We start from the raw sequence: 14520 nt of genomic DNA, 5'->3' as shown, positions 1-14520 counted from the left end.
TTAAATCCGGTTATTTGTTAAGTATTACAGTATCAAGAATTACAGGCATGTTCTGTCTTAATTGCATAATTCCTGTAGTTAATAAAGTATCTCCAAAATTCAGACCTTTAGTAATCTGAATTTTTGATTCTGTTCTCAAACCAATCGTTACATTCACAGACTTTGCTTTGCCTCCCTTATAAACGAATACTTTCTCACCTTCCATTTCAGCAATTATCGATTCCGTAGGAATTGAAATTGCATTTTCAATTTTTGATAATTCAAGTGTGATTCCGGCATATCTTCCGGGTTTAAGTTCCTCATTCTTATTATCATATAATGCACGGAGTGAAACTGTACGTGTGCCTTCAACAATACGCGGATCAAAAGCATAAACTGAGGCGTGATATAATTTATCAGATTCAATTCCGACAATTGAGAAGGTAATTGGATATCCAATATTTATGTCTGAAGCATATTTTTCAGGTATTGAAAAGTCAATTTTTATCGGATTTAACTTAACTAATTTGGCAATTTTTGTATTTGCTGTAACATAAGTTCCTTCACTAAGATATCTTAATCCTATTGAACCATCGAATGGCGCTCTTAGCTCAGTTTCTGATATCCTTGCCTTGATCAAATTAATGTCAGCTTTGATTGACTGTACATCTGTTTGAATCTGATCATAACTTTCCTGACTGATTGCATCTTTGTCAAGAAGGCTTCTTTGCCTGAATTCCTTGGCTTCAGCCATTTTTAACTGAACCTGAAGTTTTTCCAATTGAGCCTGCAGAGGCTTGTCATTTATTTTTGCCAGAAGATCTCCGCGTTTTACTCTTGTGCCTTCTACAAAATTTATCTTAATAATTTTACCTGCGGTTTCAAAAGAAAGATCAACCTCCTCATCTGGCCTAAGGGTTCCGGTTGAATTTATTAACTCACTCATCTGAGTGGGAACTATGAGGTATCCAACTGCATTGAGTTTTTGTTGTTGTTGCCTGACCGGTCCGGCTCCCTGACCTGCACCAGGTACATTCATCTTTTTTACCAGCAAGGGTTTGTACTTTGGATAAAAAACGATTCCCCCCAGGAAAACTACAAGAATTATTGTAATGGTTAAGCGGAGTCTTTTGTTCATGTTATTGAGATAATGAGTTTATAATAAATGCTCAATGAGGTGTTTGAAGGCACAAATGTATGAAAAATATGAGCCTTCATGGATGGCGATTTTCTAAAAATATGTTAAAAAACCATAAATCACTCGCACTGTATTTGATTGTTTTTATATTACTTAAAAGGAATTAAATTTGTCGTGTCTAATTCTATTATTATGATTCAAAGAATTCAAACTGTATACCTCTTTCTGACAACACTGATATCTGTTTTATTCCTGAGCGGTGAATTTATTAATTTTTCAGATGAATCAGGTACTGTTATTATTTTCACACTGGCTGGGATATCAGGAATTTCAGGACCTGTTTTCAAAACATTCCCTGTCACCTTGTTGATGATCATTATCCCCGTATTGTCATTAGTAACAATATTTCTATTTAAGAACAGGCGGTTGCAGTTAATTCTTTGTAAGGTATTACTTGCACTGATATCAGGGCTTGTTATTTCACTTGTGATTTATTCATACCTAGTTACTAGAAGATACAATGCTGAAATAATCCCCGGGATTAAAATGACAATTCCGGCAGTTCAGTTTATTCTTTCTTACCTTGCTTACAGGGGGATAAAAAAGGATGATAATCTGGTGAAATCATATGATCGATTGAGGTAGAAATGGCTGGAGATCCTTCGCTACCGCTCAGGATGACAGTATTTTATCGGATCATAGGGGAAAAAATGGCGATTCGCTAAAATATCGACATTTCAAATTTGTGCGAATCGCCTTTCCTTTCCCCCACCCAAACCCCGTCATTCCGAGCGTTAGCGAGGAATCTCCAAGATTGAGCAGGAATATAATTTACCTGTTTTGATAGTCAAAAGACTTACGAAGACAGCTGTGTTTAAGTAGAAAAATATCAAATTATCTGCAGATTCTCCTGATTGGTGATCTTTTCACAATAATGACATCTCAGAGAAACGTTCTTTTTTGAAACAACCTTAAACCTTGTAGTAACAGTCTCAAAATTGGTAATACATTTCGGGTTCATGCATCTGGCAATTCCGATTATATAGTCTGGAACCTCAACAACCTTCTTCTCAACAACTTCATAGTCACGGATAATATTCAGCTTGGCATCCGGCGCAACCAGTGCTATCCTGTTAATATCTTCATCCTGGAAGAACAGATCTGAAATCTTAATAATAGCTTTTCTCCCAAGCTTCTTGCTCTCGAGATTAGTCCCGAAAGTAATCTGGTTATCAATGCGGTCAAGTCCGAGGATCTGTATTACCTTAAAAAGGTTTCTTGCTGGCACATGGTCAATTACAGTTCCATTCTGAATGGCACTTACGCTCATTTGTTTCGGCTCTTTCATCTCTTTTTCCTTTGTTATTTGATTCCAAGTAATGAACACAGTATCGCCTGTCTGGTATATACCCCGTTCAGTGCCTGTTCAAAATAATACGCTTTTGGATTATGGTCAACATCCTGATGTATCTCATTTACCCTGGGCAGAGGATGAAGAATTCTCATGTTAGGCTTAGTATTCTTAAGCATCGAATTCCTTAATACATAAACATTCTTAACTTTTTCATATTCAATAGGATCTGAAAATCTCTCCTTTTGAACCCGTGTCATATAAATAATATCAGCCTTTGAAATAATATCAGTGAAATCATTGTGTTCATAATACTTTAGACCAAGATTGTCGAGATACAGTTTAAACTCATCAGGCATCTTAAGTTCTTCAGGCGAAATGAAATTAAATGTGGCATTCCATCTCGACATTGCCATCATCAGTGAGTGTACTGTTCGTCCGTACTTAAGATCTCCAACCATGAAAATGTTAAGATTATCCAGTTTCCCCTGTGTTTTGCGAATCGAATAAAGATCAAGAAGGGTCTGAGAAGGATGCTGATTAGCACCGTCACCTGCGTTAATTACAGGTACAGTAGCAACTTCACTCGCGAATCTTGCACTTCCTTCAATGGGATGCCTCATGACAATGAGGTCACAATAATTAGTAACAGTTCTGATTGTATCGTTAAGTGTTTCGCCTTTCGAAACACTTGAATTTGAGGCATCTGAAAAGCCAACAATTTTCCCTCCTAACCTGCTTATTGCGCTTTCGAAACTTAGTCTTGTTCGTGTAGAAGGCTCAAAAAACAGTGTGGCAACTACTTTTCCCTCCAGCAGCCTGCTTGTAGGTTCCTTCTCAAATTCTTCTGTGAGATCAAGGATCCGGAGTATCTCCTCAGTTGAAAAGTCATCTATTGATACTAAACTTCTGTTTTTCATTAATTTGACTTGTTAATGGCTCTTTGGGTTATCTATTTCAAATTTAGTGAAGAAAAAAATATAATAGGAGCGATGTTGATAATTTTATAATATGTTGCATGATTCACTTGATTTTATAGAGTTCTTGCTTAATGCCGGGGATGCTTCGCTGGGGCTCGGCATGACAGGCTATTATCTTTGCGCCTTAGCGACTTCAAAGTACTTTGTCTCTATCTGTATGCTTTTAACTCTTTGCAGCGATTTAAAACTTATTCTTTTACAGAAGCCCTCACTGATATTTTGATACTGCATATAGAGTCAAAACTTTGTTCTGTTTGACTTATATCTTCTTCTTTTAGTATTTTCATAACTGCGTTCATCGAATCATAAGGGTACTTAATTTCATAATACTCCTTCAATGTACATTCAATGATTTCCGAATTCTGAATTGCATTTTCAGCAGCAGACCTGTATGCATTTATTAATCCGCTGACTCCAAGCAACGTTCCGCCGAAATATCTGACGACTACAATCAGAATATTTGTCAGTCCATATGAGTTTATCTGACCCAGAATCGGCCTTCCTCCGGTACCTGATGGCTCTCCATCATCATTGGATCTGAAAATAGCCCTTTCATTGCCTAGCATGTATGCAAAACAGTGATGTCTTGCATCATGATGTTCTTTCCTCAATTGATCCAGTATGGGTTTTATTTCTTCCAGTTCTGTAACAGGAAAAGCATAAGCCAGAAACCTGCTTCCCCTGTCCCTGAAGATTCCCTCAGCATTTCCCTTAATAGTTTTATAAATGTCAACTGACATAGATTATTCTGATTTTTAACTCCGTGCAACCCCGTGGTTAAAATATTTTCATTTTACCGCAATTTAAATATTTCTCGATCCCTGTTTAATGATTATTGTAAAAAATGATACTTTTGTTCAAAAGAGACCTTTTACATGAGTGTTTTGTTAGATGAAAAAGATTTAAAGAAACTGATCGTAATAGGCGACAGAATTCTTATAAAACCAAAAGTGCCGCAATCGAAAACCAAAAGCGGATTACTGCTTCCGCCTGGTGTGAATGAAAATGAAAAGGTACAGATTGGCTATGTTGTGAAGGTTGGACCCGGTTACCCAATACCGTCGATCAGCGATAGTGATGAACCCTGGAAGAACAGTACTGATGAACCAAAGTATGTCCCTCTGCAACCTAAAGAGGGAGATCAGGCTGTTTATCTGCAAAATAGCGCTATAGAAATTGAATTTAACAGAGAAAAATATGTAATTGTTCCTCATTCCTCTGTGCTTATTCTATTAAGAGATGAAGGCCTTTTTCAATAAATGATTGTTATGGAAAACGAATATCTTAAAGGACATAAAATTCTTATTGTAGAAGACGATTTGTCGAGCAAACTATACCTAAACAAGATCCTTGAGAAAACCGGAGCGGTTCTATACAATGCCGGTGATGGTCAGGAAGCAGTTGATCTTGTTATCAAACATACTGATATTGAGATTATTCTCATGGACATTCAATTACCGGTAATGGATGGATATATGGCTACTGAATCTATCAGAAATATGCGTGATGATATTATTATTATCGCACAGACGGCATATGGACTCCTTGGTGACAGAGAAAAATTCTCAATATCCGGATTTGACGATTATATTATCAAACCAATTATGTCTCAGGCACTTATTGAAAAACTGGTAATTAACCTGAAAAGAAAAAAGCAATAAGTTTCGTTTCGAACTGCTATTCTTCATAAGCTGATAATACCGAAAACTCTTTCCTGAAATTTTCAATTTCCGATGCCCATCTTTCCTGTTCTGACCTGATACTTCTCCTGTTTATCAGTGTTTCTCTCATGCCTGAATCTCCAGCTAAAATATCAAAGGGCATTAGATTATGTTCATATTCATAAGGAGGTGAATTGAATTTAAGCGAATCTGACGGTGATGTTTCAATTATAGCATCGAAAATTTCAAGGGCAGTACCAACTGGTCTGAATGTATTCAGGTCTGTAACGTGAACCTGTAATCCGTAACAGTTCTCGCCTTTAAACTTGTGGAAAGTTGGAATGAAATCGTGTATCCTGAATGCACATCCCTTTATTTTACGATTGTCAAGGTTCTTTTTGAGTTTTACTGAATCAATGAATGGTGCTCCAAAAAGTTCAAAAGGTATTGTTGTTCCTCTTGCCTCTGAAAGGTTAAGTGCTTCTATGAGTACTGTACCCGGATATACAATAGCAGTATTCTCTGTTGGCATATTTGGAGATGGAAACACCCACGGAAGGCCTGTTTCGTGATACATCATTGATCTTTTCCAGTTCGTCATCCAAAAAATATTCAGATCGCAGGAAGGGTAGTACTTTTCCTTAATCCATAGTGCCATTTCGCCCATTGTCATCCTGTGACATAAAGGGATCGATGCCCCGCCAACAAAAGTAAAAAATTCCTTTTTAAGTACTGGACCATCAAAAGGAAGCCGGCCGATAGGATTGGGCCTGTCAAGAAGCACTATGGGAACTGAAGCCTCTGTGCATGCTTCAATACATAGTTTAACGGTCCAGATGTAGGTGTAAAGGCGCGCTCCGACATCCTGCAAATCAATAATAAGGGCATCAATCTTACTCAACATTTCCTTTGTTGGTTTTCGATGCTCTCCATATAAACTATAAAGAGGAACATTATAAACAGGATGATTATGACTTTGCCATTCTATCATATTATCCTGTGTCTGACCATGTATTCCATGCTGAGGACCGAATAGTGCGGTTAACCTGCAGTCATCCCGCCTGAAGAAATGTTCAGCAATATGAATAAAATCAGTTGTTATACTTGGTGCATGACATAAAACACCAATTCTTTTACCCTTTAAAGCAGGCGGAAATGATTTCAGAATTGACTCCAGACCAGTAATTACCATAATATATTATTTGTGAACAAATATATAATTAACAATAATATCTGATCTATAACATACCACGTATTATGAGAAAATCATTAATCTTTCATAAGTTTGAACAATTAATAATAATGACTTAATATGAAAAAATATTTTTTACTTGTACTTATATCTGTATTATCCTTCACTCAACTTTTTTCTCAGAAAATCCCAATAGACAACAATGCTTATGATGGATGGAAAAGCCTCAGTTCTCAGATAATTTCTGAGGATGGGAAATGGATAACATATACAATAAATCCTCAGCAGGGTGATGGATGGCTTTATGTTTATAATGTATTAACATCGAGGCTCGATTCAATTGCCAGGGGTGGTAAAGCAGTGTTTTCACCAGACACAAAGTTTCTGGTTTATCAGATTATACCCTCATATGATGAAACACGTCAGGCAAAAAAGAAAAAGCTCAAAGACGATAAAATGCCTAAGAATAATCTTGAGATCAGATTATTATCAAATGATGAGATTATAAGTATTCCGAAAGTCAAATCATTTTCTGTAGCTGAAAAGAATTCATACTGGATGGCATACCTTCTTGAAAAAAAGCCTTCTGACAATAAAAGCACAAAAACAGCTGCAGATACTGCTAAAACCGCATTGCCTGCCGGGAAAAAGCCAAAAACTGCGGAACCAAAGGGTTCTGAACTTGTGATTTACAATCCCGTTTTAAAGAAGGAGTACAGGTACCCGGATGTGACTGATTATGTATTGGCTAAAGATGGAAAATCAATCAGTTTTCTGCAGAGTATTCCTGATACAACAAAAATTGAAAACCTTAAACTTAATGTATTTGATACTCAAAAAGAGGTACCAGTATTGGTTTTCGAAGCCAGAGGAAGCTTGAAAAAGCTCACTTCTGACCGGACAGGAGTTTCTGTATCATTTATGTATTCTTCTGATACAGCAAAAATAAAAATCTACGACCTGTGGCTATCCCGCAATTTCTCAAAAGCATCAAAAATCATTGATCAGTCAAACAGCGCCTTGCCTCATAATTGGGCTCCGGGTGAAAACGGGAACATTTCCTTCTCAGACGATGGAACAAGACTTTTTTTAGGTACCGCAAGAAAACCGGTGAAACAGCCCGAAGATACTCTTCTTGAAGATGAAAAATTCAAACTCGACATCTGGTCATGGGAGGATGATATTCTTCAGCCAATGCAGAAAAAGCAGCTTGAAGAGGAGAACAAACGTACATTTATGGCTGTTTATCATTTAAACACTGGTAAAATGTTTCAGCTTGGCGATACTGTAATTCCAAATGTCAGAACATATCAAAAAGGAAATAACGTACTGGCACTGGGTTCATCTGATCTTAAATACCGCAGATCTTCCTCATGGGACGGAGGTTCTTTCTCAGACTATTATTTAATCAATGTGAGCACAGGAATTAAGACAAAAATACTTGAAAAATGCAGTTCAAGAGCTACAATGTCCCCATCGTGTAAATACCTGTTATACTGGGATAATTCTGAGAAAGGCTGGATCGCTATGGCTTTGCCTGATGGTGTTAAAAAGAATATCACCTCTTCAATAAAAGTGCCTCTCAGTGATGAGCTAAATGATATGCCCGATGATCCATCGCCCCATGGCATTGCCGGATACTTAGATGATGAAAAACATGTTTTTATTTATGACCGTTTTGATATCTGGTCTGTTGATCTTTCAGGAAGTGAAGCACCAGTGAATATTACCAATAATTTCGGCAGAAAAAATAATATCAGGTTAAGATATGTTAAGCTTGATCAGGATGATGATTTTATTAACAGGAAAGAACTGATTTATCTTTCTGCTTTTAATTATGAAAGCAAAGAGAGCGGGTTCTATTCTCTTAAACAGGGAAAACCCGGTGATCCGCATTCTATGCTTATGGAAAAAGCATCTTTCCCCTCAGGATTCTCTAAAGCAAAAAAGTCTGATCTTATTATCTTGCAAAAAGGAACATTTAAAGAATCACCTGATCTCTATCTGACCAATCTGAAATTTGAGAATCCCAAAAAGATATCTGTAACCAATCCCCAGCAATCAAACTTTACCTGGGGTACATCTGAACTGATTGAATGGATGTCATTTGACCGGGAGAAATTACAGGGAATACTTTATAAGCCTGAGAACTTCGATCCTTCAAAGAAGTATCCTATGATAGTATATTTCTATGAAAGGAGTTCAGATGAGTTATATACATATATTGCTCCTGTACCCAGTGCTTCACGAATAAATATTCCAACTGCAATAAGTAACGAATACCTGGTTTTTGTTCCGGATATTATTTATAAAACCGGTTATCCCGGACAGAGCTGTTACAATGCTGTTGTAAGTGGCACATATGCCTTGCTTGACCGTTACAATTTTATAGATAAAGATAAACTCGGGCTTGATGGACAGAGTTGGGGCGGTTATCAGATTGCATGGCTGGTGACACAAACTGATCTTTTTGCATGTGCTTATGCCGGTGCAGCTGTTGTTAATATGACAAGCGCATATGGAGGTATACGATGGGAATCAGGAATGAGCAGAATGTTTCAGTATGAGCACACCCAGAGCAGAATAGGAGGAACTCTATGGGAAAAACCGGTTCAATACATCGAGAATTCACCAATATTTTTTGTTCCCAAGATCAATACTCCGCTTCTTCTAATGCATAATGATGCTGATGGAGCGGTACCATGGTATCAGGGAATAGAATTCATAACAGCTTTGAGAAGGCTCGATAAACCGGCATGGATGCTTACCTATAATGATGAAGCTCATAATCTTGTAAAAAGACCCAACAGAAAAGATATCTCAATAAGAAAGATGCAGTTTTTTGATCATTATCTGAAGGGTGCCCCAATGCCATACTGGATGAAAAATGGAATCTCTCAGACAGAAAAGGGAAAAATAAATGGCTATGAGCTTGTTAATGACTAATACAATCTTCTAAAATGAAAATATTTAAATTTAAGAAAGCCGGATTTTTTACAGCACAATTGCTCTTAATAATTATTCTGGTTTCCTGTTCCGGCACTAAAAGCATTAGCATACTTGAAACAACAGATCTTCATGGTGTAATTCTTCCATACGATTTTATCGAAAAGGAGAAGATTGATGTCTCACTTGCTTCAACATACACCTATCTTAAACAGGTTAGGGCAGAAAAGGATATTACTATTCTGCTTGATAATGGAGATAACCTTCAGGGCCAGCCAACTATTTACTATTATAACTTCATTGATACTATCTCACCTCATATCGGAGCAGAAGTTATGAATTATATGGGCTATGATGCAGGTACTGTTGGTAATCATGATGTAGAGGCAGGTCATGCTGTTTATGACAGACTTGTAAGAGAATATAATTTCCCTCTGCTTGCAGCAAATGCGGTAGATATAAAAACAGGCGAGCCCTATTTCAAACCATATCATATTATAATCAGAAACGGCATAAAAATAGCAGTATTCGGAATGGTTACTCCCGCAATCCCAACCTGGCTGCCGGAGGAATTATATAAAGGAATTGAATTCAGGGATATGGTAGAAACTGCTAAAAAGTGGATGCCAATAATGCAAAATGAAAAACCTGATCTTGTAATTGGGCTTTTCCATTCAGGTTGGGATGGCTCACGTGAGGAGTATAAAACAATCAGTCCCTTAACTGAAAATGGCTCAGCAGCAGTTGCTTACAATGTGCCTGGTTTCGATATTATTTTTAATGGTCATGATCACAGACTTGCAAATGAAAAATTTCTCAACGCTGCCGGAGATACAATTCTTATATTGAACGGTGGCAGCAAATCAGAGAATATTGCACAGGCTGATATAGTCATTTCATCGAAGAAGATAAAAGGAAAAAAGATCAGGAAAATTACGGGACAGATAATCAAAGTTGCCGAATATAAGCCTGATCCTGAATTTATTGAGAAATTCACTCCACAGCATAAAACAGTAGATGAATATGTTAACAGGGTAATTGGAAACTCCTCTTCAACAATAACTTCCAGGGATGCATATTTTGGTCCATCTGCATTTGTGGATATGATTCATTCTGTTCAGATGGAAATAACAGGTGCGGATTTATCATTTGCTGCTCCACTTTCGTTTGATGTAAGCATTTCGAAAGGGCCAATAACAGTTAGTGATATGTTTAAACTATACCGGTTTGAGAACTTTCTGTATACCATGTCTCTTTCCGGTGAAGAAATTCAGAAATACCTTGAATACTCATATTCCGAATGGGTTAATACAATGCGAAGCTCCGGTGATTTGTTACTTAAACTTCGCACAGATAAAGATGGAAAACTGCTTCTTACAAATGGAAAAGCATGGTTCAGAAATCAATCTTATAATTTTGATTCTGGTTCAGGTATCGATTATACACTTGATGTCAGTAAACCGGAGGGTTCACGGATCACTATTGCCGGATTTACAAACGGAAAGCCTTTTGAGAAAAATAAAACATATAAAGTTGCCGTTAACTCATACCGGGGTAATGGTGGAGGAGGACATTTTACAGAAGGGGCAGGTATTGATAAAAATGAATTAAGATCAAGGATTCTGACATCAACTGACAGGGATTTAAGATATTACTTTTTAAAATCCATTGAAGAAAAGAAAACAGTTAATCCGATTCCAATAAATAACTGGAAGTTCATTCCGGAAAAATGGGTCTCAACAGCCGGTAAAAAGGAATATAAACTGCTTTTTGGAGAAAACTAAATAAAATCCGGAAAGATGCAAACTGAAACTTCATATCTTCCACTGGTAGAGGAATTTTTCTCCCTGCAGGGTGAAGGCTATCATACCGGCAAGGCAGCATATTTTATCCGTATTGGAGGCTGCGATGTAGGTTGCAGCTGGTGCGATTCAAGGTTTTCATGGAACCCCAATATTCACCCGATGGTAAACGCTGACGAAATAATTGAAAGAGTGTTGAAGTCTGGCACAAATTCTGTAGTAGTTACCGGAGGAGAGCCACTGATGTGGGATCTTGATTATCTGTGCAATGGATTAAAGAAGAATAATATAAAGACTTTTATTGAAACCTCGGGCGCCTATAAGTTGAGTGGCAAATGGGACTGGATCTGTTTATCACCTAAAAGGAATATGCCGCCTGTTGATGAAATATGTGGTGTTGCTGATGAGCTGAAAGTTATAATTCAGAATTCAGATGATTTTGATTGGGCTGAAAAATATCGTAAAATGGTTAATGTCGATTGCAGGCTATTTCTGCAGCCGGAGTGGAGCAGGTTTAAAGATATTACGCCTGAAATTGTATCATATATCAAGCAATATCCTCACTGGAGAATCTCTCTTCAGGCTCATAAGTATATGCATATTCCATAGCATTAATATGGTGAAGCTTAAAACATTGATAATACTTGCTTTTTCCGTTTTCTCATTAAACGGACACTCTCAGAATTTCCATACTTCTTCAAACAGGGCAATGAGGTTTTATAATGATGGCCTGGCTGCATATGATTTCCTTGATTTCAAACATGCTGAGGCCAATTTCAGGGAGGCAATTTCTCAGGATAAAAACTTCTATGAGGCCTATATCATGCTTGGAGATCTTATGGCTAAACAAAAAAAGTACGGTGAGGCGATAATCAATTACCGCAAAGCTGTAAAAATTGATTCACTATTTTTTAAACCGGTATTTTTTACACTTGCAGAGGCTGAGATGAAATCAGGAGATTATGCAAATGCTCTGATACATTATAAGGTATATCTTGCTCAGGCGGGAATGTCAGCAAAAAACACACTGGTAGCTGCAAAAAGTCTCAAAGATTGTGAATTTGCTGTAAAGGCTGTCAAAAATCCAATCCCTTTCAATCCGGTTAATGTTGGAAGCGGTATCAATACTAAAGAGGATGAATACTGGCCATCAATTTCTGCTGATGGGTCCAAACTGGTTTTCACACGACAGGATAATCCCGGCGACTATCCATCAAACTCGGTATTTCTTCAGGAAGACTTCTATATAAGTATATATTCAGACACAATCTGGAATAAGTCTTTTAATGCAGGACCTCCTTTAAATACCTTACAGAATGAAGGAGCTCAATCTCTTTCATCAGATGGCAATTATATGTATTTCACATCATGCGACAGAAGAGGAGGGATGGGCAGCTGCGATATCTATTTCTCATCAAATAATGATGGAAAATGGACTGAACCTGCAAACCTTAGGTCGCCGGTTAATACTCCGGGATGGGAATCACAACCATCAATCAGTGCAGATGGAAGAACTCTCTTTTTTGCAAGCAGCCGTCAGGGCGGAATCGGGGGAAAAGACCTCTGGTATTCACGTCTGAATGAAAAAAATGAATGGACCGAACCGGTAAACCTCGGGGATGGCATTAATACAGCAGGGGATGAGATGTCACCATTTATTCATTTTGACGGAAGAACATTATACTTTGCATCTGACGGGCGCCCTGGCATGGGTGGATTTGATGTTTACCTGACCAGAATGAATGACGATAGTACATGGACTGAGCCACAAAATCTGGGTTACCCTATAAATACTTTTAGTGATGAGATGGGACTTGTAATTGAATCAAACGGGAAAAAAGCCTATTTCTCATCTACCAGAAACAAGTCTCAGGGAAAAGACATATTCAGCTTCAATTTATACGAGTCAGCCAGACCAAATCCTGTTTCTTACCTTAAAGGAAAGGTCTACGACAAAGAGACCGGGAAAATGTTAAAAGCTGATTATGAATTGATTAATCTTTCTACCAATCAAAAAATTATAAAAAATTCAACAGATGGAATGGGCAGTTTTCTGGTCTGTCTCCCCTCAGGATATAATTATGGTATCAATATAATTAAACGCGGGTATCTATTCTATTCGGAGAATTTTATGTTTGAAGGAGAACATAGTGTTGCAGAACCATTCATAAAGAAGATTGTTCTTAGTCCTCTTAAGGCAGGTGAAAAGATGCAACTTGCCAATGTCTTTTATGAGGTTGATTCATGGCAATTGAAAAAAGAATCATTATCAGAATTAGACAATCTGGTGAACCTTATCTCCGAAAACAAGAATATAGTAATAGAAATCGGAGGCTTTACAGATTCAACCGGTACCAATGAGTATAATCTGACCCTGTCGGAAAAAAGAGCTCTTTCTGTAGTAGATTATCTTATAAGTAAGGGTATTCCGTCCGCCAGTCTAAAGTATAAGGGATACGGAAACAGCATGCCATTAGGAGATAATGTGACTTCCGAAGGAAGGAAACTGAACAGGAGAACAGAAGCCAGAATTTTAGAGGTAAAAAAATGAAAAATGGCTGCCTGAAACCAGAACAGCCATTTGATCACATTGATTGATGCAGACATCTGATTTAATCCATATCCTTTCAGATTGAGATCATGGTATTAACATATTTATTAATTGGAATATCGGGGTTCGCTGGCTTTTTTACAGGAATTGATATGTAAATTCCTGAACCGGAAAGTCCATTACTCTCTATCCGGATAGTTCCCCCCAATATTTGAATAAGCTTCTTGGCCAGGGTTATATTGATCGCTGAAGGAACATCGTTATGAATTAACAGCGATTCATTCAGATCCTCTGTATGAAGAAATTCTTTGCATTTGAAATAACCCTGGCCGGAATCAAGAATATAGAAATTGATCTTCTCATTACCAGATTGATACCCTATTTTTATATAACCTGTGTTTGTGGTTTTTAATGACACCTGAAAGAGGCAGCGAAGCACTCTGAAAAGCTTGTTCTTATCCAAGTAAACTTCTGCAGAATCTGAAAAATAGCTGTCAGTTATCAGTTCAATATTCCTTGCATCCTGTTTCTTAATACTCTCCCTGAACTCTTGCAGAAGATCATCCAATAAATTATCTGTCTTACACAACCGGGCGTCATTAACCGGTTTACCGGTATTTAATAATGCAGTATCAAGAAAGCTGTCAAAGAGTCCTATTAACTGCTCGCAAGAATTCAACACCTGGCTGCTGTACTCGTTGCTTTCTGAAGTATGAATGCAATTCTCTTTTAAAAGAAATGAGAAGGCTACAATCGCATTCATGTGAGTCCGCATCTCATGTGACATTCCAGATAGAACTAATGGACAATCAGCTATACTGTTTTTTACCGGATTCATGACTTCTTTCTTCTTATTGTAATTCATTTCTGAATTATCTGTTTCACCTGAATCATTTGACTGAAAATCAAACATAATCACT

13 protein-coding genes are annotated in these 14520 nt (G+C 37.4%); 7 read left to right on the top strand and 6 right to left on the bottom strand.

Features of this window, described 5'->3' with window-relative positions; all coding sequences use genetic code 11:
- Window positions 1–10 precede the first annotated feature (10 nt).
- Window positions 11–1117, bottom strand: coding sequence for an efflux RND transporter periplasmic adaptor subunit (locus IPJ16_11335; GenBank protein MBK7627764.1), 1107 nt, complete (start codon window positions 1115–1117; stop codon window positions 11–13).
- Window positions 1118–1309: 192 nt separating this feature from the next.
- On the opposite strand from IPJ16_11335, the gene IPJ16_11330 reads away from it, so the two are divergent.
- Complete coding sequence (locus tag IPJ16_11330) at window positions 1310–1762, top strand: DUF4293 domain-containing protein (protein ID MBK7627763.1); 453 nt, start codon at window positions 1310–1312, stop codon at window positions 1760–1762.
- A 244-nt stretch (window positions 1763–2006) separates the two neighbouring features.
- Here IPJ16_11330 and IPJ16_11325 read toward each other — a convergent pair whose 3' ends face one another.
- The 3 genes from IPJ16_11325 to IPJ16_11315 all read right to left on the bottom strand — a co-directional run bounded on the left by IPJ16_11325 (window position 2007) and on the right by IPJ16_11315 (window position 4188).
- A complete protein-coding gene (locus IPJ16_11325; GenBank protein MBK7627762.1) occupies window positions 2007–2465 on the bottom strand; it encodes an aspartate carbamoyltransferase regulatory subunit in 459 nt (152 codons plus the stop codon).
- 14 nt (window positions 2466–2479) lie between these two features.
- A complete protein-coding gene (pyrB, locus tag IPJ16_11320; protein ID MBK7627761.1) occupies window positions 2480–3388 on the bottom strand; it encodes an aspartate carbamoyltransferase in 909 nt (302 codons plus the stop codon).
- Window positions 3389–3636: 248 nt separating this feature from the next.
- Window positions 3637–4188: a YigZ family protein gene (locus IPJ16_11315; protein ID MBK7627760.1), complete on the bottom strand. Its 552-nt coding sequence runs from the start codon at window positions 4186–4188 to the stop codon at window positions 3637–3639.
- 135 nt (window positions 4189–4323) lie between these two features.
- On the opposite strand from IPJ16_11315, the gene IPJ16_11310 reads away from it, so the two are divergent.
- On the top strand, window positions 4324–4707 hold the full coding sequence (locus IPJ16_11310; GenBank protein MBK7627759.1) for a co-chaperone GroES: 384 nt from the start codon (window positions 4324–4326) through the stop codon (window positions 4705–4707).
- A gap of 9 nt (window positions 4708–4716) precedes the next feature.
- Window positions 4717–5109 carry a response regulator gene (locus tag IPJ16_11305; GenBank protein MBK7627758.1) on the top strand — a complete coding sequence of 131 codons (393 nt, stop codon included), beginning with the start codon at window positions 4717–4719 and terminating at the stop codon, window positions 5107–5109.
- A gap of 16 nt (window positions 5110–5125) precedes the next feature.
- Here the strand turns inward: IPJ16_11305 and IPJ16_11300 are convergent, their stop codons facing one another.
- Window positions 5126–6301, bottom strand: coding sequence for a DUF1343 domain-containing protein (locus IPJ16_11300; protein ID MBK7627757.1), 1176 nt, complete (start codon window positions 6299–6301; stop codon window positions 5126–5128).
- Window positions 6302–6421: 120 nt separating this feature from the next.
- Between IPJ16_11300 and IPJ16_11295 the strand changes: the two genes are divergently transcribed.
- Genes IPJ16_11295 through IPJ16_11280 form a run of 4 tightly spaced genes read left to right on the top strand, consistent with a single transcriptional unit; the run spans window position 6422 to window position 13600 of the window.
- Window positions 6422–9247: a S9 family peptidase gene (locus tag IPJ16_11295; GenBank protein MBK7627756.1), complete on the top strand. Its 2826-nt coding sequence runs from the start codon at window positions 6422–6424 to the stop codon at window positions 9245–9247.
- A 14-nt stretch (window positions 9248–9261) separates the two neighbouring features.
- On the top strand, window positions 9262–11031 hold the full coding sequence (locus IPJ16_11290) for a bifunctional metallophosphatase/5'-nucleotidase (GenBank protein ID MBK7627755.1): 1770 nt from the start codon (window positions 9262–9264) through the stop codon (window positions 11029–11031).
- Between the two features lie 15 nt (window positions 11032–11046).
- A complete protein-coding gene (locus IPJ16_11285; protein ID MBK7627754.1) occupies window positions 11047–11658 on the top strand; it encodes a 7-carboxy-7-deazaguanine synthase QueE in 612 nt (203 codons plus the stop codon).
- 7 nt (window positions 11659–11665) lie between these two features.
- A complete protein-coding gene (locus IPJ16_11280; GenBank protein ID MBK7627753.1) occupies window positions 11666–13600 on the top strand; it encodes a PD40 domain-containing protein in 1935 nt (644 codons plus the stop codon).
- A 76-nt stretch (window positions 13601–13676) separates the two neighbouring features.
- Here IPJ16_11280 and IPJ16_11275 read toward each other — a convergent pair whose 3' ends face one another.
- Complete coding sequence (locus IPJ16_11275; protein ID MBK7627752.1) at window positions 13677–14513, bottom strand: HAMP domain-containing histidine kinase; 837 nt, start codon at window positions 14511–14513, stop codon at window positions 13677–13679.
- Window positions 14514–14520: the final 7 nt, after the last annotated feature.

This window comes from Bacteroidales bacterium, assembly GCA_016709865.1.
In the GTDB taxonomy this organism is placed as follows: domain Bacteria; phylum Bacteroidota; class Bacteroidia; order Bacteroidales; family VadinHA17; genus LD21.
Note: the sequence above shows the minus strand (reverse complement) of the source record. Positions and strands in the feature narration are given on the sequence as shown.